Origin of the sequence: Vulcanisaeta sp. JCM 14467 (genome assembly GCF_001316245.1) — an archaeon.
In the GTDB taxonomy this organism is placed as follows: Archaea; Thermoproteota; Thermoprotei; order Thermoproteales; family Thermocladiaceae; genus Vulcanisaeta.
Genome location: NZ_BBDM01000002.1, coordinates 141,519 through 164,359, shown reverse-complemented (window position 1 = coordinate 164,359; position 22,841 = coordinate 141,519). Strand labels below are relative to the sequence as shown.

Annotated in this window: 34 protein-coding genes and 1 pseudogene; 24 read left to right on the top strand and 11 right to left on the bottom strand. The window is 43.7% G+C overall.

Features of this window, described 5'->3' with window-relative positions:
- Positions 1–41: 41 nt before the first annotated feature.
- Positions 42–1,356, bottom strand: a pseudogene (locus JCM14467_RS19765) (FAD-dependent oxidoreductase).
- Positions 1,357–1,422: 66 nt separating this feature from the next.
- Here JCM14467_RS19765 and JCM14467_RS15260 point away from each other — a divergent pair.
- The 4 genes from JCM14467_RS15260 to JCM14467_RS15245 all read left to right on the top strand — a co-directional run bounded on the left by JCM14467_RS15260 (position 1,423) and on the right by JCM14467_RS15245 (position 2,976).
- Positions 1,423–1,695 carry a hypothetical protein gene (locus JCM14467_RS15260; RefSeq protein ID WP_252900526.1) on the top strand — a complete coding sequence of 91 codons (273 nt, stop codon included), beginning with the start codon at positions 1,423–1,425 and terminating at the stop codon, positions 1,693–1,695.
- Positions 1,626–1,982, top strand: a complete 357-nt coding sequence (locus tag JCM14467_RS15255) for a hypothetical protein (RefSeq protein ID WP_252900525.1) — start codon at positions 1,626–1,628, stop codon at positions 1,980–1,982. Before JCM14467_RS15260 ends, JCM14467_RS15255 begins: the two co-directional genes overlap by 70 nt.
- Before the next feature lie 71 nt (positions 1,983–2,053).
- Positions 2,054–2,536, top strand: a complete 483-nt coding sequence (locus JCM14467_RS15250) for a hypothetical protein (RefSeq protein ID WP_252900524.1) — start codon at positions 2,054–2,056, stop codon at positions 2,534–2,536.
- 95 nt (positions 2,537–2,631) lie between these two features.
- Positions 2,632–2,976 carry a hypothetical protein gene (locus JCM14467_RS15245; protein ID WP_252900523.1) on the top strand — a complete coding sequence of 115 codons (345 nt, stop codon included), beginning with the start codon at positions 2,632–2,634 and terminating at the stop codon, positions 2,974–2,976.
- Here the strand turns inward: JCM14467_RS15245 and JCM14467_RS15240 are convergent.
- The gene (locus JCM14467_RS15240) at positions 2,966–3,220 is read right to left on the bottom strand and encodes a hypothetical protein (protein WP_252900522.1); all 255 of its coding nucleotides are present in this window, start codon (positions 3,218–3,220) and stop codon (positions 2,966–2,968) included. The genes JCM14467_RS15245 and JCM14467_RS15240 overlap by 11 nt on opposite strands.
- On the opposite strand from JCM14467_RS15240, the gene JCM14467_RS15235 reads away from it, so the two are divergent.
- Complete coding sequence (locus JCM14467_RS15235) at positions 3,221–3,433, top strand: hypothetical protein (protein ID WP_252900521.1); 213 nt, start codon at positions 3,221–3,223, stop codon at positions 3,431–3,433.
- On the top strand, positions 3,391–3,618 hold the full coding sequence (locus JCM14467_RS15230; protein ID WP_252900520.1) for a hypothetical protein: 228 nt from the start codon (positions 3,391–3,393) through the stop codon (positions 3,616–3,618). The genes JCM14467_RS15235 and JCM14467_RS15230 overlap by 43 nt, the downstream gene beginning before the upstream one ends.
- Position 3,619: 1 nt before the next feature.
- On the opposite strand, the gene JCM14467_RS15225 is transcribed toward JCM14467_RS15230, so the two are convergent.
- Together JCM14467_RS15225 and JCM14467_RS15220 are read right to left on the bottom strand one after the other, a co-directional pair.
- Complete coding sequence (locus JCM14467_RS15225) at positions 3,620–3,784, bottom strand: hypothetical protein (RefSeq protein WP_252900519.1); 165 nt, start codon at positions 3,782–3,784, stop codon at positions 3,620–3,622.
- Positions 3,766–3,906, bottom strand: a complete 141-nt coding sequence (locus JCM14467_RS15220) for a hypothetical protein (protein WP_252900518.1) — start codon at positions 3,904–3,906, stop codon at positions 3,766–3,768. The genes JCM14467_RS15225 and JCM14467_RS15220 overlap by 19 nt, the downstream gene beginning before the upstream one ends.
- 120 nt (positions 3,907–4,026) lie before the next feature.
- Here JCM14467_RS15220 and JCM14467_RS02935 point away from each other — a divergent pair, with 120 nt between their 5' ends.
- The 14 genes from JCM14467_RS02935 (at position 4,027) to JCM14467_RS02875 (ending at position 15,421) form a co-directional block, all read left to right on the top strand.
- On the top strand, positions 4,027–5,271 hold the full coding sequence (locus tag JCM14467_RS02935) for an Nre family DNA repair protein (protein WP_054849091.1): 1,245 nt from the start codon (positions 4,027–4,029) through the stop codon (positions 5,269–5,271).
- 139 nt (positions 5,272–5,410) lie between these two features.
- Positions 5,411–5,983, top strand: coding sequence for an SPL family radical SAM protein (locus JCM14467_RS02930; RefSeq protein WP_342765447.1), 573 nt, complete (start codon positions 5,411–5,413; stop codon positions 5,981–5,983).
- Positions 5,984–6,327: 344 nt separating this feature from the next.
- The gene (locus tag JCM14467_RS02925; protein ID WP_054849090.1) at positions 6,328–7,395 is read left to right on the top strand and encodes an FHA domain-containing protein; all 1,068 of its coding nucleotides are present in this window, start codon (positions 6,328–6,330) and stop codon (positions 7,393–7,395) included.
- A 163-nt stretch (positions 7,396–7,558) separates the two neighbouring features.
- A complete protein-coding gene (locus tag JCM14467_RS02920) occupies positions 7,559–8,110 on the top strand; it encodes a hypothetical protein (RefSeq protein ID WP_054849089.1) in 552 nt (183 codons plus the stop codon).
- A complete protein-coding gene (locus tag JCM14467_RS02915; protein WP_252900517.1) occupies positions 8,062–8,775 on the top strand; it encodes a hypothetical protein in 714 nt (237 codons plus the stop codon). The genes JCM14467_RS02920 and JCM14467_RS02915 overlap by 49 nt, the downstream gene beginning before the upstream one ends.
- 40 nt (positions 8,776–8,815) lie before the next feature.
- A complete protein-coding gene (locus JCM14467_RS02910) occupies positions 8,816–9,595 on the top strand; it encodes a hypothetical protein (RefSeq protein WP_054849087.1) in 780 nt (259 codons plus the stop codon).
- Between the two features lie 105 nt (positions 9,596–9,700).
- Positions 9,701–10,912 (top strand): hypothetical protein, encoded by a 1,212-nt coding sequence (locus tag JCM14467_RS02905; RefSeq protein WP_054849086.1) that lies wholly within the window; start codon positions 9,701–9,703, stop codon positions 10,910–10,912.
- A gap of 161 nt (positions 10,913–11,073) precedes the next feature.
- Positions 11,074–11,376, top strand: coding sequence for a hypothetical protein (locus JCM14467_RS02900; RefSeq protein WP_054849085.1), 303 nt, complete (start codon positions 11,074–11,076; stop codon positions 11,374–11,376).
- A 123-nt stretch (positions 11,377–11,499) separates the two neighbouring features.
- Positions 11,500–12,342 carry a hypothetical protein gene (locus JCM14467_RS02895; protein ID WP_252900516.1) on the top strand — a complete coding sequence of 281 codons (843 nt, stop codon included), beginning with the start codon at positions 11,500–11,502 and terminating at the stop codon, positions 12,340–12,342.
- Positions 12,314–12,625, top strand: coding sequence for an HTH domain-containing protein (locus JCM14467_RS02890; protein ID WP_054849083.1), 312 nt, complete (start codon positions 12,314–12,316; stop codon positions 12,623–12,625). Before JCM14467_RS02895 ends, JCM14467_RS02890 begins: the two co-directional genes overlap by 29 nt.
- A gap of 529 nt (positions 12,626–13,154) precedes the next feature.
- Complete coding sequence (locus JCM14467_RS02885) at positions 13,155–13,379, top strand: hypothetical protein (RefSeq protein ID WP_054849082.1); 225 nt, start codon at positions 13,155–13,157, stop codon at positions 13,377–13,379.
- 123 nt (positions 13,380–13,502) lie between these two features.
- Positions 13,503–14,210: an FHA domain-containing serine/threonine-protein kinase gene (locus JCM14467_RS02880; protein WP_054849081.1), complete on the top strand. Its 708-nt coding sequence runs from the start codon at positions 13,503–13,505 to the stop codon at positions 14,208–14,210.
- 174 nt (positions 14,211–14,384) lie between these two features.
- Positions 14,385–14,513, top strand: a complete 129-nt coding sequence (locus tag JCM14467_RS19310; protein ID WP_256359192.1) for a hypothetical protein — start codon at positions 14,385–14,387, stop codon at positions 14,511–14,513.
- A 5-nt stretch (positions 14,514–14,518) separates the two neighbouring features.
- On the top strand, positions 14,519–15,421 hold the full coding sequence (locus JCM14467_RS02875; RefSeq protein WP_054849080.1) for a hypothetical protein: 903 nt from the start codon (positions 14,519–14,521) through the stop codon (positions 15,419–15,421).
- On the opposite strand, the gene JCM14467_RS02870 is transcribed toward JCM14467_RS02875, so the two are convergent.
- The 5 genes from JCM14467_RS02870 to JCM14467_RS02850 all read right to left on the bottom strand — a co-directional run bounded on the left by JCM14467_RS02870 (position 15,418) and on the right by JCM14467_RS02850 (position 19,069).
- On the bottom strand, positions 15,418–16,431 hold the full coding sequence (locus JCM14467_RS02870) for a PP2C family protein-serine/threonine phosphatase (protein ID WP_054849079.1): 1,014 nt from the start codon (positions 16,429–16,431) through the stop codon (positions 15,418–15,420). The genes JCM14467_RS02875 and JCM14467_RS02870 overlap by 4 nt on opposite strands.
- Before the next feature lie 328 nt (positions 16,432–16,759).
- Entirely contained in the window at positions 16,760–16,942 is a 183-nt protein-coding gene (locus JCM14467_RS02865) for a hypothetical protein (protein ID WP_054849078.1), read from the bottom strand.
- A gap of 37 nt (positions 16,943–16,979) precedes the next feature.
- A complete protein-coding gene (locus JCM14467_RS02860; protein WP_252900514.1) occupies positions 16,980–17,240 on the bottom strand; it encodes a hypothetical protein in 261 nt (86 codons plus the stop codon).
- Positions 17,241–17,246: 6 nt separating this feature from the next.
- A complete protein-coding gene (locus tag JCM14467_RS02855; RefSeq protein WP_054849076.1) occupies positions 17,247–17,657 on the bottom strand; it encodes a hypothetical protein in 411 nt (136 codons plus the stop codon).
- A 35-nt stretch (positions 17,658–17,692) separates the two neighbouring features.
- Entirely contained in the window at positions 17,693–19,069 is a 1,377-nt protein-coding gene (locus tag JCM14467_RS02850; protein WP_252900513.1) for a hypothetical protein, read from the bottom strand.
- Between the two features lie 201 nt (positions 19,070–19,270).
- Between JCM14467_RS02850 and JCM14467_RS02845 the strand changes: the two genes are divergently transcribed.
- Genes JCM14467_RS02845 through JCM14467_RS02835 form a run of 3 tightly spaced genes read left to right on the top strand, consistent with a single transcriptional unit; the run spans position 19,271 to position 20,845 of the window.
- Positions 19,271–19,480 carry a VapB-type antitoxin gene (locus JCM14467_RS02845; protein WP_252900512.1) on the top strand — a complete coding sequence of 70 codons (210 nt, stop codon included), beginning with the start codon at positions 19,271–19,273 and terminating at the stop codon, positions 19,478–19,480.
- Positions 19,481–19,512: 32 nt separating this feature from the next.
- Positions 19,513–19,932 (top strand): PIN domain-containing protein, encoded by a 420-nt coding sequence (locus JCM14467_RS02840; protein ID WP_054849074.1) that lies wholly within the window; start codon positions 19,513–19,515, stop codon positions 19,930–19,932.
- A gap of 58 nt (positions 19,933–19,990) precedes the next feature.
- On the top strand, positions 19,991–20,845 hold the full coding sequence (locus tag JCM14467_RS02835) for a hypothetical protein (protein WP_054849073.1): 855 nt from the start codon (positions 19,991–19,993) through the stop codon (positions 20,843–20,845).
- 20 nt (positions 20,846–20,865) lie between these two features.
- Here JCM14467_RS02835 and JCM14467_RS02830 read toward each other — a convergent pair whose 3' ends face one another.
- A complete protein-coding gene (locus JCM14467_RS02830) occupies positions 20,866–21,660 on the bottom strand; it encodes a nicotinamide mononucleotide deamidase-related protein (protein ID WP_054849072.1) in 795 nt (264 codons plus the stop codon).
- Between the two features lie 201 nt (positions 21,661–21,861).
- Between JCM14467_RS02830 and JCM14467_RS15215 the strand changes: the two genes are divergently transcribed.
- On the top strand, positions 21,862–22,005 hold the full coding sequence (locus tag JCM14467_RS15215; RefSeq protein ID WP_252900510.1) for a hypothetical protein: 144 nt from the start codon (positions 21,862–21,864) through the stop codon (positions 22,003–22,005).
- Here JCM14467_RS15215 and JCM14467_RS02825 read toward each other — a convergent pair.
- A complete protein-coding gene (locus tag JCM14467_RS02825) occupies positions 21,977–22,735 on the bottom strand; it encodes a recombinase family protein (RefSeq protein ID WP_342765446.1) in 759 nt (252 codons plus the stop codon). The genes JCM14467_RS15215 and JCM14467_RS02825 overlap by 29 nt on opposite strands.
- Positions 22,736–22,841: the final 106 nt, after the last annotated feature.

Genomic DNA, 22,841 nt, shown 5'->3' with positions numbered 1-22,841 from the left:
ATTTCTTTAAATATAAATGAATAAAAATGAATAATTAAAAATTACCCCCTAAGGAATTGCCTCGCAGCGATGATAAGTGGATCCCAGACCTGGGTTACGGCGTAGGTAGGCTAGGTCGCTCATGAATAGATCCTCCACGGTGGCGCCCCTTGCCATTAATGCGGCTAGTGTGTCGATTTTGCCAAGTACGTAGGATCCGTCATCACCGAGTACCTGGGCGCCAATGATCCTCATGCTATTCTCATCCACTATTAACTTTATCGTCACGTAACCACCGCCTGGGTAGTACCTAGCCCTTGTCCTAGCCGTTATCATGGCACTCCTAGCCCTGAAACCATGTCTTAAAGCATCCTGTGTTGTTAAGCCTGTACTCGCAATGTATAGGTTCATGAACCTGGTCATTGATGTACCCACAACACCCGGGAATATCATTGGTTTGCCGGCGATATTGCTGCCTGCTACGAACCCCATCTTATTAGCTGTAGTGCCGAAGGGGTGCCAGTAGGGCTTGCCCGTTATTAAGTTCCTCGTCTCCGCCACGTCGCCGGCGGCATACATGTTCTCGGCACTCGTCCTCATGTGCTCATCAACCACACGGCGCCCGTCTCACCAATTCGAAGCCCGAGCTGCCTCGCCAGTTCAATGTTTGGCTTTATGCCAGTTGCTATTATTACGGCGTCAACCACGTATTTACCACCATCCGTAATAATTACCTGCTTATTGCCCCGATTATTAATTTCGAGCACTCTCTCATTAAGTCGTAGTTTCACTCCGTACTTAATCAGCTCGTTCGTAATTATCCTACCCACGTCCTCATCAAGCGACTTACGCAGTGGATAACTGGATCTACCTATCATGATGACATCCTTACCCCTAAACCTAAGCGCCTCAGCAACCTCAAGCCCAATATACCCAGTGCCGATGATACTCACTGTGCTCATTGACTCAAGGATCTCCCTAAGCCTTACCGCATCCGCCGGGTGGTGAATGACAAACACGTTATTACCCTCAATCGGTATGTTTGGTATTACCGGGCTAGCGCCCGTGGCGAGTACTAGATAATCCCACTCCACCTTACTTCCCCTGTCCGTGACCACGTAATTCCAATCAACCTCAACAACCGTCTCATTGGTCCTGACGTCAATACCTCTCTCCTTCCTGAAGTAGTCCGGCGTGTAATGCATGAATAATTCATAATTATCAAATAAGCCTCTAGGTAATATGGTATGCCGCAGGTGCGTGACTTACAATGCCAGTTCTCTCAAAGACTATAACCTCAGCATCACGTTTCAATCTCTTAATTCTGGATGCAGCGCTCATCCCTGCGGCTCCTCCACCGATTATAATAACTTTCATGATATCGTGCATCAAGGAAGAAAAAAATAAATTATACCCTTACTGGAATAGCCGTGGTGAATAATAATGCGTAGTAGCAGCAATACTAATGATCATTTATTGAGGTTAATTGATATGATGAGCGAGCTTGAGAGATACTTAGCGATCCTTTACGGCATTGCTGCCTCAGGTACGAATGAGGCATTCATTAGCACTATAATGAGGAAAATAAGCATTGAATCGGCAATGCACAATTACATCCTAATTACACTGAAGGAACTAATTCGTGAATGCCACCCAGGAAGGTCTTTGATGCCGAGACTCTTATTTCGCTGGAGGGTAGTATTGAGGAGGCTATAACCCATGCCAGGTCGTTAATAGATTATTTCAGTTCCATGGAGAAGGTTCATTTTAATGCCGCAAATGTGGTGATTGAGAAGTTGGGCGAGTTGGAGAATTATGAGGATAATGCCGTTAGGATTTACAGCTTCCTACTCAGGAGCTACCTACCAATAACTAGCACAAAGACTGATGCCAAACATCGATCCATCTCAAAACTAATTGTTAAGCTTCTTAAGGGGATATCCGATGATGAGAAACATCATGGCGAATTACTACAGATTATTAAGGAATATTCAACGAAGTAACCAGTAATGCAATTTATTGTGTATGATTTCGTCACTATGGAAAGGAATTTAAGAACGCCTGGTGCAGGACGATGAACGTGAAAGGGCAGGGACTCTTCCTCAGGGAGTCCACGGGCCTTGTTAGGGAGATTGGTCCCTGGACAGCCCTACTCATGAACACCGCCTTCATAGCCTTTCAATCAAGCTTCATACTGTTGGTATCGAGTATGTTCAACTTCCCAAGAGGAAACCCACTAACAGCCATTGCATTGGCTGCCCTACTATTCCTACCACTGACCATACTACTCAATAGGGTTGGCGTCACGTACTACAGGACAGCCAGTGACTACATATTCATAACAAGGAACCTAGGCCCATCCATAGGCTTCGCAACTATGTTCATGTTCGTGGTAGATCAAATGTTCTTCAACGCCGTACTAATAAGCCTAGGCCTAATTACTGGGTTAGCACCAGCACTATTGGCAATCGGCCTATCAAACCACGCGCAGGGCCTCATATCCCTAGCCAACTCGTTAATGAGCAATCCACTGGCGATATTCCTGGCAGCTCAGTAATATTCGCAGTATTCATACTAATCAATATTGCATCCTCGAGGGCAGGTACATACCTGGCCTCGGCAATATCCCTCCTCGGCATAATAACGTTCATAGTGACAATAATACTGCTATACCTATACACGCCACAAATAATCAAGGTCATAAACACCACAGCGCCCAACCTACTGAACCAGGCAAGCACTGTGACAGGAAGCTTACCGAGCAACGGCACTGTGCTAGACACTATATACCTAATACCGTATTTAGCCTACGTATTCCCATTCGTGAACTTCATCCTGTCCGTCGGCGGTGAGGTTAGGCGGGGTAGCGCAATGCCCATAGCCATATATGGAACATACGCCATAAGCGCCATATTCCTGGCACTGGGTATTTGGGTTACTACGTCGTCGCTCGGCATTAATAGGCTGAATGGCTATTCGCCATATACTACGGGTTAGTAAGTGGCGTTACCTGGCCGAGTACCTTACCGCCACCATACCCACAAGCCCTCCTCATCATGGCGCTCAGAAACCCAGTGCTCCAGTGGCTTGTGGCTATTGGCTCATTTACCTGGTACGTAAACGTCGTCTCAGTACTAGTCATCCAAATAGCCAGGTACTTACTGGCATTATCCTTCGATAGGGTATTACCATCGGCCCTAGCTACGTAAGCTCGAGGACCCACACGCCAATCATGGCCCACGTGACTGACCTAGTCATAACCCTAGTAATAATGTACCTCTACAACTTTAGCGTAGTGCCGCTATTATCAGCTACCATGGACGTGAGCACCCTAGTCACAATACTCATGTACTTCATGATAATAACGATAACCGCCATAGCACTTGGCATAAGACTAGGTCAATTAAGACCGTGGCACTGGGTATTTACACCACGGGATTATTCGCGTGGATAGCCTATGAGGAGGTTACAGACCCAATGGCCTACCTATTCGTGCCCTCAATCAACACCTACATAATTGGGTTCTTCGCGGCATTATTCGCGGTGGGCGTTGCTATTTACTACTTGGTTAGGCTGTATAGGTTGAGGAGGGAGAATATTGACATTAATATACTATTTAGGGAGATACCGCCTGAATGAGCTAGTTAACCTCCATTGTAAATGCATCGATTATCCTGTTGCCCTTAACCCTAATTACCGTTTCAATGGACCTACTCCTAACTATTATGGTTACTACGCCATACTCATAATCAATGAGCGACGCCCTCCAATCATAGCTAAGCTCCATTAATTCACCATCCTCCAAACACCAACAACCCTGGGCTCCACGTGGATGATGGGCACACCATCATTAACGACACACCTCCTAATCAACTCAACGAAGTAACCAAACCCACTGGCAACCAATACCTCCCTACCACACCTCATAAGCCCACCTAAACCTCCTCATAGGCTTTACGAAAGATCACGAAGGGTCTTTTAAGGGTTCCTACTCAGGGTGGTTAATCGAAATGCCTATATAACGCCTAGTGGTACTGCATAATTGTAGTGAGGATTAACCCAGCATTGTGCATTAGGTGCAGGGGAGAGTACAACCTATGCGGATTATCCTACTGCCCAGTCCTTGCCGAATTACGTGCAAAATACACACTAAGGAGCGTGGCTAATAGGGAGCAGATCGATGGTTCATCGCCACCAAGTGTATTCATTGGGCGAATTGGTTATCCCAAGGTTAATGTCTACCCAGCAACGCCACCGATACATGGAGACACAAGTAAGCTTGAGGATCCCAAGACCTGGCTAGGCATGAGACTCGAGGACTTCATATCGAGTAGGTTATCGTTGATTAGGGGCTCAGTGAGGGTTAGGGTTGAGGATGCCAGGAACCCACCCAGGATCCTCCATGAGATACAGGCCATGGCCCTATCGAGTGGGCCCGTGGATTCCGAGCTAGTACTTGAGAAACCGGTTAGCGGTAGGTACGTACTTGATGAGCACTCCCCACCCTTCGGACCATCAGCACCACTACAGAGACTACGGATAGATTCACTACCGCCACCGCCTAGGATAATCGAGAAAGTATACAGCGACACTGACCTGAACGCCACGGAGGCAATCTGGACCTTATACGACCATGGCATTGATGTTCACCAAATATCAAGATTATTAAGTGTTGGTGCCCTGGGCGTTGGGAAGAGGAGGAGGCTCGTGCCCACCAGGTGGTCCATAACCGCAGTTGATAAGCAGGTCTCTGATAAACTCCTCGGTGAGGTTCGTGACTACCCATTAATAAGTGAGTATAGGGTCTACGTGAGGAGCGTGAGGGATAACACCTTCGTGACAATACTAGCACCGCACACCTGGCTCTATGAGTGGGCCGAGGCCTGGTGGCCTGGTTCCACGTGGAATGTTTGGGGTGGTGACGTGGTCCTTGAGCTTGATTATGAGGGTTACTGGGGCCGTGATGACTACCCATCAATAGGCGGCTGCTACTATGCGGCTAGGATAGCGGTTCTCGAGGTGTTGAGAGCCATGCGTAGGCAGGCCGCGGCAATACTGTGGCGTGAGATTTACCCGGGCTTTAACCTACCCATTGGTGTTTGGTGGGTTAGGGAGAATGTTAGGGCCATGCTTAATGGCCAGTACGAGAGGTTCTACGACTTAAGAGACGCGCTAAAGTATGTTGCTGGCTTCCTGAAACTACCAATAAGCGCCTGGGTGTCCAGGTCCTACGTGATTAGGGTCCTCACGAGACAATCAAGCCTAGTTAATTGGTTGGGCGGGAACCCATGAGTAGTGTGGTTAGGCTCGGTAATATCATCGTTAGGGAGATAAGGGTCAAGACCGCACTATCCAGTCAGGCCTGCCCGAGTACGACTACGCCCTAAACCCATACCTAGGCTGCCAACACGGGTGTATTTACTGCTATGCCATGGACTTCACGAGGGGTGAGCCAAGCGAGAGGTGGGGTGAGGTGGTTTACGTCAAGGTAAACCTAATACAAGCCCTGTTCAGAGACATAAGGAGGTTTAAGCCCGGTATTGTCGGTATATCCACGATAACAGACCCATACCAACCAGTGGAGTCAAGGTATAAACTAACCAGGAGGGCAATCGAGGTATTGTGCAATGCTGGTTACCACGTCAGCATACAGACCAAGTCTGCATTAATTGTTAGGGATGTTGACGTGATTGGTAAGTGCGGTAGCGCGATTGACGTGGGCTTCACAATAACCACAATGAGGGACACGTACAGGGCCATAGAGCCCATGGCCGCACACCCAATGGCAAGGGCATCTGCGCTCAGGAAGATAGCCAGCCTCGGTGTTGAGACCTGGATATTCCTAGGCCCAGTGATACCCGGCGTAAACGATAAGAGGGAGGACTACGAACCAATAATACGCCTAGCCAAGGAGATAAACTCCCAGGTAATAATCGACAGGTTCAGACCAAGACCAGCGGTAATTAGGTTCATGAGCAGGAGGTTAAGCCCCATATACCAGTGACCAGGGACTGGTGGGTCAAGACCCTAAACTCAATAATGAAGCTTTGCAGGGACTACGGCGTAAACTGCATTACGGCGGAGGATGAGTGGAGAACCGCAGGAGATGAACTATAAGATTTATTAATAAGGCTGTGAGCAGATGAAATAAACTACATGATGTTTATGTTTAATTTAATTGTTTAATTTTGATAAATAGCATATTTAAATATTCTTAAGATAACATAATAACGGTTTATTGTAGAGATTATAAATTCTAATATATCTTTAATTCTACAAGTAAATAATTGCTTATTCATTTATTTTATGATGTTCTTCCTTCATTTTTAGGAAAAAAAGCTTAAAAAAATGTTTGATAAATACTTAAACGGGCTGGTTATGGCTTACCATAAAATCAAGGTATTTAAGGTGAGTCTCGCGGTCACATTCATCATAATTACGCTAATATTGCCAACAATCCTAATGGCTCAGGTAGCTCAATCATCAGTTGATGTTGGTTGCGGACCCATAGTCATCTACCCATCCGGCCCAAGCGGAACTCCCAAGTCTACATTTAATGTTGGCGAATCACTCTACGTAACCCTTAGGCTGCAATCACAAACGTCAGCTAACTGCAACGTTAATGTTGTAGTGACTGGAGAGACACCAAGTGGTGCTGTAGAAACGCTGTACTCAGGTTCATTAACATTAAATGATTATCAAAGTTCATATCTACCACTAATAAACCCAATAAGCGACACAACACCCACCGGTACTTGGACAATAATAGTCACAATATCAAACCCAACCACAGGACGAAGCGGATCGGCATCCTTTGAGGTGACTATTGGTACATCATCACCACCTCCATCACCATCCCCAATATCACCATTATTAATATCAATAATACTAGCCGTAGTAATAATTATAGCAGCAATAGGCGCGGTAATGTACCTAAGAAAACCAAGCGGCCAAAGTCAGACAGCTCGAGCACAACCACCGCCACTGCAAGTCACAGCACCACCAACACCACGCCCATCAGTGTCAGGGCCAACCGTTGTCGCAGAGAAAAGAGAAGCAGCAACGAAGGTTGGCGTTGTGCTTTACCGATTAAGGCTACCGAATGGTAATGAAATACCCGTTACCGATGTCGTGAAGGTCTTCGGCAGGGAAACCTTTGAGAGATACGGCGTCCCACCCGAGGCCCTCCAGATGATAAGTAGGGAGGAACGCGGCGGCCACTTCAGGATATTCCTAAGGGGCAATAAGTGGTATGTGGAGGATCTAAACAGCACAAACGGGACACTACTCAACGGCAAGGAAATAAAGGGCAAGGGACCGCAGGAACTCAAGAACGGAGACACAATAAGCCCGGCAGGAGTACTAGACCTAAGATTCATAACAGAAGAGTCAACCCAAGTATACACTGGTGGGTGAAAAGCAAATGCAACTTAAACATTTCCTAAAAATAACAATTGGTGTTATATTACTTGTAGTATTTATTACATCAGTATCGGCATACGCGCTTAATCCTGCTCCAGTACCTCCAATCTCAAATCAATTAGTCTATTTCACAAACACAAACTTTCAGCTGCAATCAGTGTTCTATAAGGGTGAGGAATTCTATATAGTCATAAATCTCGCCCAGGTATTTCAGGGACAACCGGTTTATTTAACCGTAACATTAAGTGGGCCGCCTGGTACTGAAACACTTTATCAGGGTGAGGTTGAGGGCGGTTATATATATTATGGGGCGCTGGAGATTGTGCCGCCAATTTACAATGGCCAAACATATACGGCATACGTTACCGCATGCCTAATTGTTAATAACGCCATCACCTCCGAATGCGTAACCGGTAGTGCAAGCTACATTGAGGAAGATCATCCACCAGCCAAGATCGTGAGCTCGCCATACATAGTCAACAACAATAACCAGGAGGAAACCACGCTAATCGGCAATAACACCTACACACTTATAGTTAGTATAGAAAATACGGGCTACATATCCTATACATACACCGTGGAGGTCAGCGATAGCGCCGGACTAATCAGTGCACAGTCAATGCAAGTCACGGTACCAGCCAGAGCGAGGCCACAGTCAATGTGCCGATATACGTGGAGACGCCTAGTGGTCCCGTTAGTGATACGGTAACGGTCTACGTATACGGTGATGGATACTTAGATGGCTCATCATCAGTAAGTGTTACCGTATTACCGAGTAGACCCGGCCCATTCACGATCGTTAGCGTCAGCACTACAACTCTCGATGAGAACGAGCAAAACACAATAACCATAGTTCTACGAAATACGGGCTACACAGCAAGTGATATCACCGCGACCGCAACATCAAATATAGCGCCAAATATTGATGTTTCTCTATCAACAACACAGGTAAGTAGTGGTGGTGAGTTAACGGTAACGCTCTATCTAACACCCAACACCGCTGGGAACGGCGTCATAACCCTAGACCTAACATACTCATGGCCGTACACAAACAATGTCTATACGGACACTTTCGAGATTAATGTCACGGTACTAACCGAGCTTGTCATAAACCTAGTCACCATGAGTGGCACACCAGTTAATGCCGTAGCCAGCATTAACGGGCAGGAAACCAATAGCCTATGGGTAGCCCCAGGCACGTATGTTGTCTCTGTTCCTAGTACTGTGAGTGCGGGTAGTGGTGTGCGTTTTGTGTTTGGTTATTGGTCTAATGGGCTTGGTTCCTCCAACACGGTTACGGTCACTGTTAGTGGTCCGACTACGTTGACTGCCTACTATGTTGAGCAGTACTACGTATCGATTACTGACCCGTGACTGGCAAGTCCGTGAGTGTTGGTTTAATGAGGGCTCCACCGTGAGCCTACCCTCAATACCGCAGTTCATTAACTACAACAATGGCTCCAGGCTCTCCTTCCAGGGCTGGTCCTGCGGTTACCCACCATCAACCACGACAATAACCGTGAACTCACCAATCACCTGCACAGCCCAGTGGGTTATGCAGTACCAGGTCATTGTTGAGGACGTAATCACCGGACTAGGCGGCTTAAGGAATAACACCGTAGGCACCTACTGGGTTGATGAGGGTGGTAACCTGAGCATAAACGCCCTTGATTACAGGCCCAATGGTTCAAACCCAATTATACCACTGACCTACAGCCATGCAGTGATACGAACAAGCACTGGCTCGAGTACTGTATCCACAGGCCTAGTGAGCCTAACAGTGAGCGGACCAGCCACGATAGAGCTTGTCTGGGTTTACAACATGGTTAACGTGATTGGGTTGGGAGCCGGCGTTGCACTCCTCGGCCTTGGGGTTGTCTATAGGGATAGGGTTAGGTACTTCACGACAATCATAATTAGGAGGACAACGACAATAATCAGGGGTGGAGGTGGTGAGTCGGGCACCGTGGTTAGGGGAGTTGCGGAGGACGGGACCAGGGTCTACGCACAACCAAGCGAGGAACTACCCGTAAAGCCACTCGATGAGGGGACAAGGGTAAGGCAGGCAGAAACAGTAGTAAGGCAGGGAGAAGAAACAACAAAACAAAACAACGAATCAACAGTCGTAAAACCAAAGGAGGAAGAACAAAACAAAGAACAAGAAGAAAACAAGGGACAGGAAGACAAAGCATGATGATTCGTTAAATGAATAAATGATTAAACTGCATTGGCATTAAGCTTTTTCTTATCCTCCATTTTGGAAAAAACTTAAAAACGTATAAGTATCTATAAGTTAACTATGTCTTACCGTGCAGCTAAGACACTAAGGGTAAGTCTCATAGCCGCAATCATAATAGTCACATTAATATTATCAATAATGACACTGGCTCAAAGCAGTGCCAATACCACTGGCTCCACCTATTTACAAGATCAACAAAATTATACATACGCACCATTACAAAGCTATGCACAACAACCCCAGTACCTCACTGATCCTCAGGAAGAGATCACCTTCAATATAAACGCTCCATTCACAATAAACATTCCTGGCGTAATAAGTGCTAGTAGTACTCTTAGCATTACCTATAGCCCAGTAATTGAGATCCCAAGCGGGGTGATATTCCCTAATCAAACAGAGAACCTCGGTATAACGCTCTCAGGATCACAAATGCAGATATCGGTTTCCATTCCGAGTATAACAATTATGGGTGTTGGGATTAATGGAGGTACTTTTTCAAATAATATAAATGCCTTAGGAACGTACAGCGTCTCGCTTGCTTCTCTTACTGCAGTAGCAACGGGAGTTCCTATCCCACTTTATATGGATTATACGACTTATGTAAGTGGAGTGTTGACTGTGACGGGAGATGTTGCGAATCCCATTAATGAACAAATAACATTTAATCAACCAACCACCATTCCAATTACAATAACTGCAGAAAACGTACCCAATGGAACGATCACAATAACTTTAAGCGACATTAGTTATACAATAGAAATAAGTGCCTTATACTTAGATATACCTCTGGTAGGAAAAATTAACCTTATTAGTTCACCCATCACCCTTACAAATATTGAGGGACAACCCAATTCTATCAGTAGCACTATTATAATCAAGCCATACCTCGTTACATTCATTGAGCAAGGTTTACCATCTGGAACTGCCTGGTCTGTAACACTGAATGGTGTCACGAAGACTTCAACGACAAATGAGGTAACATTTGAAGTACCTGCTGGTACATTTTCCTACACCGTCGGCTCCGTACCTGGCTATACGGCATCGCCATCCTCAGGGTCAGTCACAGTAACCAACTCCAATGTTACACAAACCATTAGTTTTGAGCAGATACAAATAACCCCGCCAGTTACTGTTACGCATGTTAATACTCAATCTACTTCGACTTCATCTATGGGGGGCATATATACCACAATTATATCGCTGGAAATAATCGCTTTAGCAATCATAATAGCCGCTGTAATAATTATTAAGGGCATGAGGAGGAGGGGCTAGATTTAACGTAGCACGACGCTCGTCAAATTCAACTTCAGCTAGGTTTATACCTTAGCCATTTATCATTAATATTGAGAAGTTTAGCTTTAATGTATTTTGTTAATTTTTATAAAAATATTATGACCATAACGCTTTAAAAGCTCTAATTTGATGATGAAGTGATGGGAAAAGCTAAAGATATAGTTCTTGGCTTCCTCTTTGGGTTAGTTACACTTATACTATCCATGTTATTTGCGTTATTTATTATTCTTCCTGTAATGGTTCCTTATTCTATTATATTTTCATTAATGATTGTACCAATAATATTAATAATAAGTGGTTATGTTGCGGGTAGGATGGGCGGAGGATGGGCAGGACTAATACTAGTTGCTTTCATTGGACTTTCTCTGCTTCTGCTTCCATATTTTTTTGGCAAGTTTTTTTGGCAAGATTGGGTAATCAGTATATTTCGCCTACAGGTATAAGTAATAATGCTTTACTAGAATATTTTTTTACCACTAGTTTTAACTATTGTTTTATTCATTAGTTATGGGGCGGTTTTGGGGAGAGGGACGTATAGGAGGAGGCACATGAGTATTTTTAATAATATGGATAGACGTACCTTATCTTCATTAAACGTATTTAATGCGATTCGTGACAATATGTTAGAGATTATTATATCTAATTTAATAATTTTGATACCCTTCTTCGCTGCTAATGAACCAATTATACAATACGAGTCCTATTATCTTATAACAAATCCCGCACTTGATCTTTTAATTGGTACGGGAGCCGTTTTAGGATATATATCAATAATGGCGCTTCATAGTCGATTATCTCGTATGCTTCCTAAAGGAAAATATTATAAGGATATAAATTATATAGAGGATTCATTATTATTACCAATTGCTGCGTTTTATGTAATATCAATAATGGCTTTGTTCCTTAGTGATACAGGGTTTAAATTACTTGAGACACAGTTCCTAATAGGAGCAATATTTATGGGTATTATAGGAGTTATTATTCTTCTTTTGTCTTTAGGGCTTATGTTTAATGATCTGGGGCGTATATTTAGGAATAGAATACTTAAGGTCTCTAGTGTGATCTTATTCGTATATGGTGCTGGTCTATTTATTCCACTTATTATGATAACAGTAGATCTACGATTACATTTATATAGTAGTTTTTCGTCCCTTATAAACATGGTGGTGTATAGTGCCGCGTTTGTGGTAAGTGTTGCCTTACTTATGGCTTATGTAGGTGCAGGAGGAATAATTAATACAATAATTAAACAGGGTATCCTCGCTAATTTTGCGGTGCAATCTAGATATGGCGTGACAAAATCTAATGTTAATTTCTCTTCGTACGTCTCATCGCCTAGTATTAGTGTGTCTTCTCTTTCTGGTTTGGATCGCCTTATTCTTGAGAGGTTTAGCTGGTGCTTCCCTTGAGCAGATCGCCAGGGAGGCTGGTGTCGATGTTCTTGAGGTTCAGAGAAGGTTTATTGGCCTAATGGATAAGGGTCTCGTAGACCTTCAACTTAATCAACTTGAGCTGCGAATACTGGAGAGTGCGAGATCGGGTATTAATGTGAAGGAGATCGCTGAACAAACCGGCGTGAGTGAGGAAACCATCAATTGGGAGATCAATAGGCTCAGGGCAATGACTCTACTAGACGACAACCTAAAATTAATGCCGCTCGGATACCACATACTAATAAAAACAAAAAAATAAACAACAAGCTTAGAAATAATGCTGCGTATTATTATAATTACAATCGCTATTGGTGTTGCATGGATTATTTTATCAGTAACATTTCGCAGAAGGTCTGTAAATTAATTATAACATGAGGTGATGAACAATGACATAAACAAAATTAAGAATACTCAGGTTCCTTTTATGTGCTTTAGAGCCGAAGTGAATCAAATTGTTATCAGTCAGTCCTCATTTTTATAAATTTATATATAAAGTAGGGTATATAAAATTGATTATCGCCATACTACGCGAATAACGCAGCACTAAGCCAACTAGCATAACAAATCCAGACTTGGTATTAGTAGCTTCGGGTGAAGGCATCAAAAGCAGTATATGGGCTAATTACCTCATAACGGTCAGTACGTCATTGTTTTCCTCAGTGATGTTGTTCATTATCGTAATTGTAGTTGTGATTATTGTGGTACTTATTATTTTACCAGCTACAATGCGTAGAAAGACCTGACACTATTGGCGTACAATTTTTAAATAGTTTTTCGCGTATTTTATTGTGCTTAAGCCTGGTGTTAGGTTTAGGGATTATGTTGTGGTTAGGGAGCTTGGTGGGGGTGGTATGAGTTATGTCTGGCTTGCTAAGAAGCTCGATACTAATGAGAATTTTGTTGTTAAGGAGCCAATCATTAGGGAGGATGACCTGCAGAGCACTCGACTTAATATTGAGAAGATCAGGCATGAGGCTAAGGTTCTCAGGTTCTTAGGCATAGGAATATTGTGAGTTTGGTGGAGGCCTTTGAGGTTCTTCGTACAGTGTCTGGCGTTAATCTTAATCCTGTGATTTTGGTTCTTGAGTATATTGATGGGCCTAGCTTGACTCCTACGTGCGTAATAATAGGCCTCCATGGATGCTGTTATTGATATTATGAAGCAGCTCTGTGATGCTGTTTCCTTCATGCATAGGAATAACGTGATTCATAGGGACATTAAGCCCAAGAACATACTAGTTGAGAGGAAGAGCAGTATTGTTAAGTTGATTGACTTCGGTACGAGTAGGTATTATTACGACCAGCCCATGTCTAATGAGGCCGTGATATCACCTGGCGGCTATACGGCTCCGGAGCAGAGGCGATTCCTCTCGTCACCCCAGAGCGATATTTGGTCCTTGGGTGCCGTGCTTTACTTCCTGGTGACAGGGCGTGACCCTGAGTATGACATGCCAGGTTACCCAGACAATGTTGTTGTGCCCCCCGATCCGAGGAAGTATAATGAGGATGTTGATGAGAGGGTTGTTAAGGTTATTCGTAGGGCCATGGACCCGGTCATGAGTAATAGGTACTTGACGGCTAGTGATATGCTTCGTGATTTGCTTGGTGGTGAGGTTAAGATTGCGGAGACCCCTGTTTCCCTGGTGATTAAGGGTGTTAAGTATGATGTGAATAGTGACGTTATTATACTCGGTAGGAATGATACCTCTGACGCGACTGAGTTTTATTATAGGGGTGGTGAGGCTATGGTTGAGATTTATGATGAGAATAAGTTCATTAGTAAGAGGCATTGTATGATATTTAGGAGGGGTGATAAGTGGTTCCTTAAGGATCTCGCAGTTTAAATAAGACTGCCGTTTATAGGGATGGGCGTTGGATCGAGGTTTATAGGGGTTATAAGCAGGAGTCCCCTGAGTTCGAGCTTAGGGATGGCGATGTAATTGCGTTAGCTTATGACGCGATGAAGGGCCCGTATCTGCAGGTATTGTTTAAGATAAATGCTGGTGCTGGGTGATGATATGGCTAGGCTCATTATATTGCTCGCAATCTCCATATTGTTATTGTTGGTGGGTGTTCACGTGGTTATGGCGGATTCTATGGATTATACCGTTAAGATTAATGTGTTTAATGTTACTGGCGAGCTGTAACTAAGGTGCCTGGCGTTGTTTACGGCATACTCGTGAATGCCACTAACATGCAAAGAATAGCTACGGTATACATGAATAACTCCCAATTAGTATTTAATGATATCTCGCCTGGTAAGTATATAGTTTACGTGTATTATCATCCTAATAGTACCATTTTTAATTACACAGAATACTGGGGTAACCTAACTATTGACGTGCCTGAGCACCTGGTGTATAACTTTACGAGGGACATGCCGTGGGTAATGAATGTAACGTCAACCTTCAACACTTCTAATGATAGTTTCAGTATAATAGTCTACATTAACAATAACAATACTCAGGAGAAGAATCTAACGGGTAAGGTCACGGTCTACATATCTAACACGGAAAGCGTGTCAGATGCAAGTATACTTTCTCGATCTGTGAATTTAAGTCCAGGTATTAATCCCATAGCCTTTAACTACATGCCTACCCAGCAGGGTACGTATTACATATACGTAGTACTTAACGTCACAATACTACAACCATTGGGCCAATCAATAGTTACTGACCAACACGGTTGGGAGAGGATAATGGCTGTCTATACCGTGTCTTTTGTCGAAAGTGGACTACCACTTGGTACATCTTGGTCGATTAAATTAAATGGAACTATCATTAACGCAACATCTAATACAATAACACTCTTTCTACCTGAGAACACGTATGAGTATTACATTGAGCCGATTCACGGCTACGTAGCGAATATAACGAGTAATACCATAACGGTGAATGGGCCAGTGATTATACCTATTCACTTTAGGCGTGTTCCATTCATACTTAGTGGTGTTATTGCCATTATAATAGTTGTCGCTTTAATTGTTGTGGCGGCGACGATTATGGCTTTGTGGCTTAGGTCGCGTAATGCGTATGACGATGTTGCGACAGCCTAGGTTCTCCATATAGTTAGTACTGTTGCATCATCACCAGTACCAAGATTTTCTGCGGCATTCACAAGCGCCCATGATACGTACTTTGGATACCTATACTCATAGGCTATTCGCCCTATTGTCTCGTCAGGTACTACGTCAGTTATGCCATCCGTGGTTAGGATTAGGTATGTGTTTCGTCCAATCATTGTTTCATACGTATCTATGTTCTTAATCACGTAGCCTAATGCCTGGGTTATTACGTGACCCCCGAGGGAGTGGTCAGTCGTTATTCTATTTACCGTGTTGTTAACTATCTTGTATGCTCTTGAGTCACCTATGTGAACTATGGTGGCTATTGCGGCATTACCTCTTTGCATTATTACGCCTCCCGTGAATGTTGTCCCAGTGTTTACGTTGTTTTTCTCGGCATACTCCTGAAGCTCTGTGTGTATCCTCATTAGTAATTCCCTTAGGTTATCCTTAAGGTCTGTGTTTACGGAATTTAATAATGACAATGCACCCGAGATGAAGCTCCTTACCGCAAATGAACTTGCATAATCACCGCCGTGTAGGCTGCTCACTCCATCTGCTATTGCGAATATGTGGAGTAGGTTTACCGTGTCTCCGCAGTATTTAATTGATAGTATCCCCGTGGAGTCCTCATTCCTCTCCTTATTGGCTCCTTTCATTGAGTATGGTGATGCAATAATGACCTTACCTGATGTATCTTCAGCATTTACCATGTGTAGGTATTTCCTTAATCGTTTTGATGACAGCATCTCGATATTATTATGCCAAATGTAATAGTGCGAATTAATTAATAAATCATCGCCTATGGGCATATTTAGCAACACCCTTCTTAATATTGCAAGAGCTGTATTAATATCCTCATAAGGTATGAGGACCCCATACGATAAAGTTGGTGACCCACCTAGGTATGCCTTATACGTAAAGGCAAGTGACTCTGCATGGTTTGTGCACGTGCTTATTAAAACCTTATATCCTTCCTTGGTCGTTAATTTATTGAGCATGTTCTTCCAATCTACTGCTTAATCTTTAATTTTAAGTATTATGATTAGTTTATTACCATGGAAGTTAGATAGTATAATTATGTAACTACCACATAAGCCATTACGTTTAATGCCACGGTAAATCACAACCTCCAGTTTTATTGGTCATAAATCTATTAGTGCCTTCTGTGAATAGTCGCCGGTAAAATAACTAATACTACAATGATAGCAATAACGATTATGGTAACAAACAGTATTATCCCATTAAATACATTAAGCATTGGTGATCTAGCAGCCGTCTTAATACCCAATGTAGTTAGTGCCTCATTGATGTTTTGTTGTAGGTTGTTTAGGCTGGTGCCGTAAACAACTGGAGTGCTCCGCTGGCTGAGACAGTATTATTAGCGAATATCAAGCCTACAATTTTATTGAACGCCCAACCACTGGCTGATGCTATGTAGTACCCTTCAATAGGTGTTAGTGGGTATAGGGCTAGGTAGTAAGTACCAACCCCAGGCTGGTTTATCTCCATCCAAACGAATTGGCCAGCACTTACTGGTATGTATATCTTAGCCCAATAGCCAGGTGTGAATTGATCTGGGGGTTAAGGATGCATTAAAGCCCCAATTAGTGGCTAGGTCATACATTTCACGGGGATGTTGGGCTGGGAAGGAGTAATTACCAACACCAAGGGCCACAACCCACGATGTCTCCCCAGGATTTGGATCCACGTAAATATCATTAATGAAATCAATCACGTACAAAAACATGGTAGGTTGAGGAGTATTACTCACTGTGAAGTTTACGTAAACCACCGGAAGATTACCCACCAACTCCTAATAAGTCCTTTCCGTTAAGCCACTAGGAGCATTAATAACCCCAAGGATTTCATGATTATTCACAATGTATAGCTGAGTATATGTCCCTATTCTTGAGTCACTATCACCATCATCACTATAACCATTATAGTAAACAAGATGCGCAGTTTCCCCTGCCCTTAAATCTCCTATGAATAGGTTTGGGTAGTTGCATGGGTTCCCGCCGTTAAGCGCAACCTTAAACACATCCCAATGTACTGGATAGGTCCCGCCAGGGTATGGCGGCGGGTTATTAAACTGGACACAAGCAATACCATTCGAAATAAGTGGGCTAGTTGAGGGCTCCTGCATCTGAGCTAGGGCTATTGAAATTGAAAGTAATATTAACGTCAGTATTAATGCCCCTACTAGCAATGATTGCTTGGTCATTATTCTTCCCTTACTCTTTGTTTTTTTGTATATTTTTATTTATTTCCTTTTTGTTCATCTTTTGATTTTGTGGTCGTTGTTTCTTCTTGCTTTATAACCGTACCTTCTTGTTTGGTCTTGGTTTCCTCCTCGAGTGGTTTGACTGGTAGTTCCTCGGTTGGCTGGGCGTAAATCCTGGTGCCGTCCTCAGCTATGTATTGGGCGGTTGGTGCTGTGGGTGGGGTTGTGGGTTGGGCGCTGACTTGGATTGCTTGTTTTTCCTCTTGGCATGTTGATATTAGGGTTATTATTTCTGTGGCTATTTTTGTCCTTATTTCAGCATCCTTGACAGCCTTGGTTTTAATGCCGCTTGTTTCCCATGGCCAAAGCCCTCCATAATATGGTGGTTTATACCTTCGCAGCCTGCCCAGGGCCTTTATTCTCACGTCGCTGCAGTGCGTTGGCATGTTTGTTAAGTATCTTAGTAATGGTTCCTTATTTCCATTTGCCATAAAATCATTCATTGCATTAATTAATTCATAGTCATTATTTACTATTTTTCCCATGACTTTACTGGCATATTCGCTGTATATGTCCCTTACCCTACTCTCGCCAAGCCTTAAATATGCCGTTATGAGTCTATAGCTTATTAAGGCAGTAATAATTACTAGTGCTGATATTGATAATGCGGTTATATAGTTGTCATAGGGTGTTAGTGTACCGAGTATGATTGCCATGCCTATTATCGCCACTATATACATAGTATCACCGGATATGTGCGCCATGTCCATGGATACGGGCCTTAACGGGGTTAGGAAGCCCAGGGAAACTATTGCTGTAATTACTATGGATGTCACGGCAGCGTATAGGAATGCGTTATATATAGCGGACGTGAGTATGAGTATGCTCATTGGTATTATTGATTGGGTATACAGTGTATACAGCGATGCATATATCTGTAGGGTAAGCATTGCCATGCCGAACAGAGCTATAGTAGTACCAAGGCCCCTTATCGATTCTCTAGTTGTGTGGCCAAGTACGGTTCCAAACGACCTGGTTAGTAATCCGAGTATTACTAGGTACGCCGTCATTATGGCTGTGGTTATGTTGATGAACGTATTAAGTGGTAATAGGATGGGTATTAATGCAGTGAAGATTAGGTAAATTGATATGGCTGGTGATATTAATCGTGTAATAACCATGCCCAGTGCCTTAAGGGCATTAATATTTCTAGACATTAGTAGATTGCCTGCTAGGTTGAGTATTAGAAAGACTATTATTGGTATAAATATACCGTTTACAATAAATATAAATACTAGCGATATAGGGTAAGGAGGTGATACTGCATATGACACTGCATAGAATATTAGGGCTATAGCCGCAAGAATTATGATGTTCCTAATGTAACTAGTTATGATGTTCTTATTACTCATGATGAACACCTCATATGGTTCACTCTCAATTTCTCATTAAAATCAGCTATGGGTTGTCTTTTTATAATCACAGCCATAAATATTGATCGGGCATTAAAATTTTACCTTAATAGTGGTGTAAGTATGATAAATATTAATCACGGAAGGAGATGCCATTAGGCATGTGGAAGATTTAAATAAATGTGGGACTATTAATGTTTAATGGGGAGCGTGGTTAAGATCGATAATAGAGGTAGGATTAGGTTACCTGGGAGACTTGCTAAGTATGGTTCGGTGATTATAATTGATGTTGGTGAATACTTCATAGGCATACCCATACCCAAGGACCCATTAGCCGCAACATCTGGCATCATAAGGAGTGAGAAGAGTATTGAAGAATTGAAAAAAAGAAGCCGAGGAAGAAGCCGCTAGGGATGCCCTTGAAAGAGCTAGGAGGTTGGGCCATGCTGATTGAGACTGACGTATTAGTGGCCCATTTAAAGGATAGGGATTGGCTTAAGGACGTGGCTGATAAGTTATTACTACGTATTGCCAATGGGGATTTTGGTAAGGTCTTGGTGAGTAGGGAGGTTATTCATGAAATTTACTATGTGCTTAGTCGTACTGGGCTCAGTAGGCGTGAGATACTTAATAGGGTTGGTGCATTAACACATATACCAAACCTCAGGTGGATTCCAACAACCGTTGACGTTGACTTATTAGCCCTGGCACTGATGGATCAATACGGCATTTCATCAATCTTCGATGCGTATAACGCAGCAACATGCCTACTATATGATAAGGATAGGAAGATCATATCCACAGATAACGTGTATGATAAGGTAGTTGGTCTGACTAGAATTGATCCTAGAAGTCTCGTTTAACTTTGCGTACTTAGAAACCTTTATTAATTAGGTCGTTGATTCTCGTTCGGCGAATTCAGTGGCTCAGGTTGGGAATGAGGAGCAAATAATTAGGGAGATAATGAATGCGTTGTCCGGCTCCGCACGTTATATGGCTGATGAGATTAAGGGCACGTTCTCCAAGTACGTGGATATTTATAGGTCCGTCTCTGGCTTCGAGACGCAGCAGGTTAGTCTTGGCACTGTCGAGAATAAGAGGGTCTTCCTGATCCAGTCTTCGATCACCGAGCCCAACTATGACCCAGGTAATTACCTCGTGAGTGCCTTCAAGAACTTCTTCAACATAAGCGAGAACTTCTACCCAACGTACCTAATGGGTGGTATTGAGTGCTACATGCAATCAGCCCCTAGTGAGCCTGTTGGTGTTAAGGTTAGTGGCTCGATGGTTTCTGTGTACAATGGGGTCGAGAATGTTGAGGATAAGGACATGGGGCAGGTCGTCTGCGCTAGGAAGGCTAGTATTAAGTTCTCGGATAACGTGACTAGCGAGGTTGGTGCTAATCCAAGTGATTTGTTTAGGGCTGCCTTTGAAGTTATTAATAACGTTAGGAATAGGTTCAGCGGTATGCGTGATGATTTCGTGAATACCTACGGTTTTGAGCCAGGTGACATAACCCTGACTGGTAACGAGGTCATGCTAAGCACGCTATTCGACCTAAGCATGTCAAGTACCATGAGGGATTACCTACAGAGGGTCTTCTCGAGCGTTGTGCCTGGGCAGGTACCTGAGTTAATGGGTCTAGGCCTACTCTGTGGTGCGCAGCCTGACCTGGTCTTCTCATATGATGACATGGAGAGAATTTTAGTACTTGGTCATCCACATAAGGTCAGCTCTGGTGACTGTCTCAAATACTCAATAATTAAGTATGCATGACTTTTTTACCGAAACCTATGTCAACCCGTTAAAACCTCACCTCCCTTTTCCTTTACTGCCGATATGAGGAAGTCGATAACCCTATTGACCTCATCCTCAGCACTCCTAACGTCCTCAGAACTAACATACACGTGAATCTCCACTAATGGCGACCTAATCTCATGACCCTTCGGATGACTCTTAATGTAGATTCTATTGCTCATCTTCATACCCCTCTCAATTATTGGCGCCAGGTCAGCCTCAGGAACACCCTTAACCGTTATCGACCTCTCAACAAAGTGCAGTCTGGGCCCTATCTCACGTAGTTTTGGCTCCACGTAGTTCTCGAATATCGCCATCATTTCAGCAGGAACTCCAGGTAGCGCAATGATTATTGTGTTTCCCTCCTCAACCCAAATACCAGGTGCGGTGCCCACAGGGTTAGGCAGTGGTTTAGCCCCCTCGGGCATTTTAGCCTGCTTAAGCCTGGGCTCAGTTAGCTCAAGACCCCTTGACTTGAATGTCTCAACCACGAGCCTGAGCGCATCGTCATTAATCACGTACTTCCTATTCAACGCCTTAGCCAGGTACTCACTCGTCCTATCATCAAATGTTGGTCCTAAACCACCAGTCGAAATAACGACCCTAATACCCCGCCTAATGGCATCCCTAAACGCCTCAATCTCATCCTCCTCAACGTCTGGTACGGTAATTATTCTCCTAACATCATAACCAAGCAGTGTCAATTTTCTCGCGAGCCAGGCGGCGTTTGTATTTACTGTCTTACCAATGAGTAGTTCATTGCCTATTGATATGATCCATGCCGTGTAGCTCATCGCGATTAAGGGTCAAAGCCCTCCTTAAAATGCCTTTGTAGGTAATTAGCAAGGAAATTATGTTAATAAATGGGTTAGCAATCATAACTAATGACTCGGCATGAGGAGGTTCGCAATAATAATCCTGGATCTAGACGATGTCCATCCTGATGAGGATGATAAGGTTCGCCTAATTAAGATGATTGAGGAATCCCTACAGTGGTGGCATGGCTACCTTGGCAGGGTGATAAGCTGGAACTCGATAAGTGGAAGGTTTACTACGTGGAGTGGGGTGACGAGTTAATGGTTGCCAGGGTCCTCAACGCCCTCGGTAAGTTCAGGGAGTATATAAAGGGCGAGTTGTGACTGCCCTTAAATCACTCAATCCTAGTCTCCTCATAACCACAGTTAGGGCAGTGCAGTACGTACTTAATGCCATACCTACCATCAACCTGAACCAAAGCCTTATCAACAATATCCATCCTATGAAGCAACGCGGACACGTATAACCGCCCCTAAAGCCATGCTTACCCAGTATCCTCCTCACGGCATACAGGCTAATGCCCAACTTAACCGCAATGGCCCTTTGGCTCAACCCTTCGCCATATAGTTTCAGAACCTCCTGAACAAGGTCATTGGGCATTAAGTCCACCTTAGAAACCACCTTACCCTCAGCCCTAAGTCTCTCCATGGCTGCCCTAGTCCTCTGCCTAATGAACTCCCTCTCCATCGACGCCACGAAGGCCAGGACAGTCCTCAGGAACTGCCTATAGGCACCATCGAGGTTCTGCAGCACGGCCTCCTTCTCACTCGTACTAACTATCAATAGTCCAAGCCTATTCTCAACAATGTCCAATAGCCTAAAGAGCTCCTGGAAATTCCTAACAAGCCTAGACGTCTCATAAACCAAAAGAACCATCGGCCTCGGATTAAGCGCATTACCCTCAATGTCCTTAACCAACTCCCTAAAGGCTGGCCTATCCATTATTGGCGATGCACCACTAACGGCCTCATCAACGTAAAACCTCAATATCTGAAAGCCCCTAACCTCACTCCAGCGCTTTAGGTACTCAATTTGGTTTGCAGGGTCCTGCATCTCCGTCGATACCCTTACGTAGCTACGGCAGGTATCACAACGTCAGTGTTATTGCAAATGACTTTTAAACGATACGCCAGGGTATTACCTAGACTCGATTTATAAT

What these genes read in the sequence shown, in the direction of transcription:
- JCM14467_RS02840 (WP_054849074.1), top strand. Translation starts at nt 19,513, where the DNA reads ATGCTGATTGAGACTGACGTATTAGTGGCCCATTTAAAGGATAGGGAT.
- JCM14467_RS02905 (WP_054849086.1), top strand. Translation starts at nt 9,701, where the DNA reads ATGTCTTACCGTGCAGCTAAGACACTAAGGGTAAGTCTCATAGCCGCA.
- JCM14467_RS02830 (WP_054849072.1), bottom strand. Translation starts at nt 21,660, where the DNA reads ATGAGCTACACGGCATGGATCATATCAATAGGCAATGAACTACTCATT.
- JCM14467_RS02930 (WP_342765447.1), top strand. Translation starts at nt 5,411, where the DNA reads ATGGACTTCACGAGGGGTGAGCCAAGCGAGAGGTGGGGTGAGGTGGTT.
- JCM14467_RS02870 (WP_054849079.1), bottom strand. Translation starts at nt 16,431, where the DNA reads ATGCTCAATAAATTAACGACCAAGGAAGGATATAAGGTTTTAATAAGC.
- JCM14467_RS02855 (WP_054849076.1), bottom strand. Translation starts at nt 17,657, where the DNA reads ATGACCAAGCAATCATTGCTAGTAGGGGCATTAATACTGACGTTAATA.
- JCM14467_RS02895 (WP_252900516.1), top strand. Translation starts at nt 11,500, where the DNA reads ATGGATAGACGTACCTTATCTTCATTAAACGTATTTAATGCGATTCGT.
- JCM14467_RS02900 (WP_054849085.1), top strand. Translation starts at nt 11,074, where the DNA reads ATGGGAAAAGCTAAAGATATAGTTCTTGGCTTCCTCTTTGGGTTAGTT.
- JCM14467_RS15255 (WP_252900525.1), top strand. Translation starts at nt 1,626, where the DNA reads ATGCCACCCAGGAAGGTCTTTGATGCCGAGACTCTTATTTCGCTGGAG.
- JCM14467_RS15250 (WP_252900524.1), top strand. Translation starts at nt 2,054, where the DNA reads ATGAACGTGAAAGGGCAGGGACTCTTCCTCAGGGAGTCCACGGGCCTT.
- JCM14467_RS02850 (WP_252900513.1), bottom strand. Translation starts at nt 19,069, where the DNA reads ATGAGTAATAAGAACATCATAACTAGTTACATTAGGAACATCATAATT.
- JCM14467_RS02845 (WP_252900512.1), top strand. Translation starts at nt 19,271, where the DNA reads ATGGGGAGCGTGGTTAAGATCGATAATAGAGGTAGGATTAGGTTACCT.
- JCM14467_RS02865 (WP_054849078.1), bottom strand. Translation starts at nt 16,942, where the DNA reads ATGGAGATAAACCAGCCTGGGGTTGGTACTTACTACCTAGCCCTATAC.
- JCM14467_RS15260 (WP_252900526.1), top strand. Translation starts at nt 1,423, where the DNA reads ATGCGTAGTAGCAGCAATACTAATGATCATTTATTGAGGTTAATTGAT.
- JCM14467_RS15220 (WP_252900518.1), bottom strand. Translation starts at nt 3,906, where the DNA reads ATGAGGTGTGGTAGGGAGGTATTGGTTGCCAGTGGGTTTGGTTACTTC.
- JCM14467_RS02880 (WP_054849081.1), top strand. Translation starts at nt 13,503, where the DNA reads ATGGATGCTGTTATTGATATTATGAAGCAGCTCTGTGATGCTGTTTCC.
- JCM14467_RS02925 (WP_054849090.1), top strand. Translation starts at nt 6,328, where the DNA reads ATGTTTGATAAATACTTAAACGGGCTGGTTATGGCTTACCATAAAATC.
- JCM14467_RS02825 (WP_342765446.1), bottom strand. Translation starts at nt 22,735, where the DNA reads ATGCAGGACCCTGCAAACCAAATTGAGTACCTAAAGCGCTGGAGTGAG.
- JCM14467_RS19310 (WP_256359192.1), top strand. Translation starts at nt 14,385, where the DNA reads ATGGCTAGGCTCATTATATTGCTCGCAATCTCCATATTGTTATTGTTG.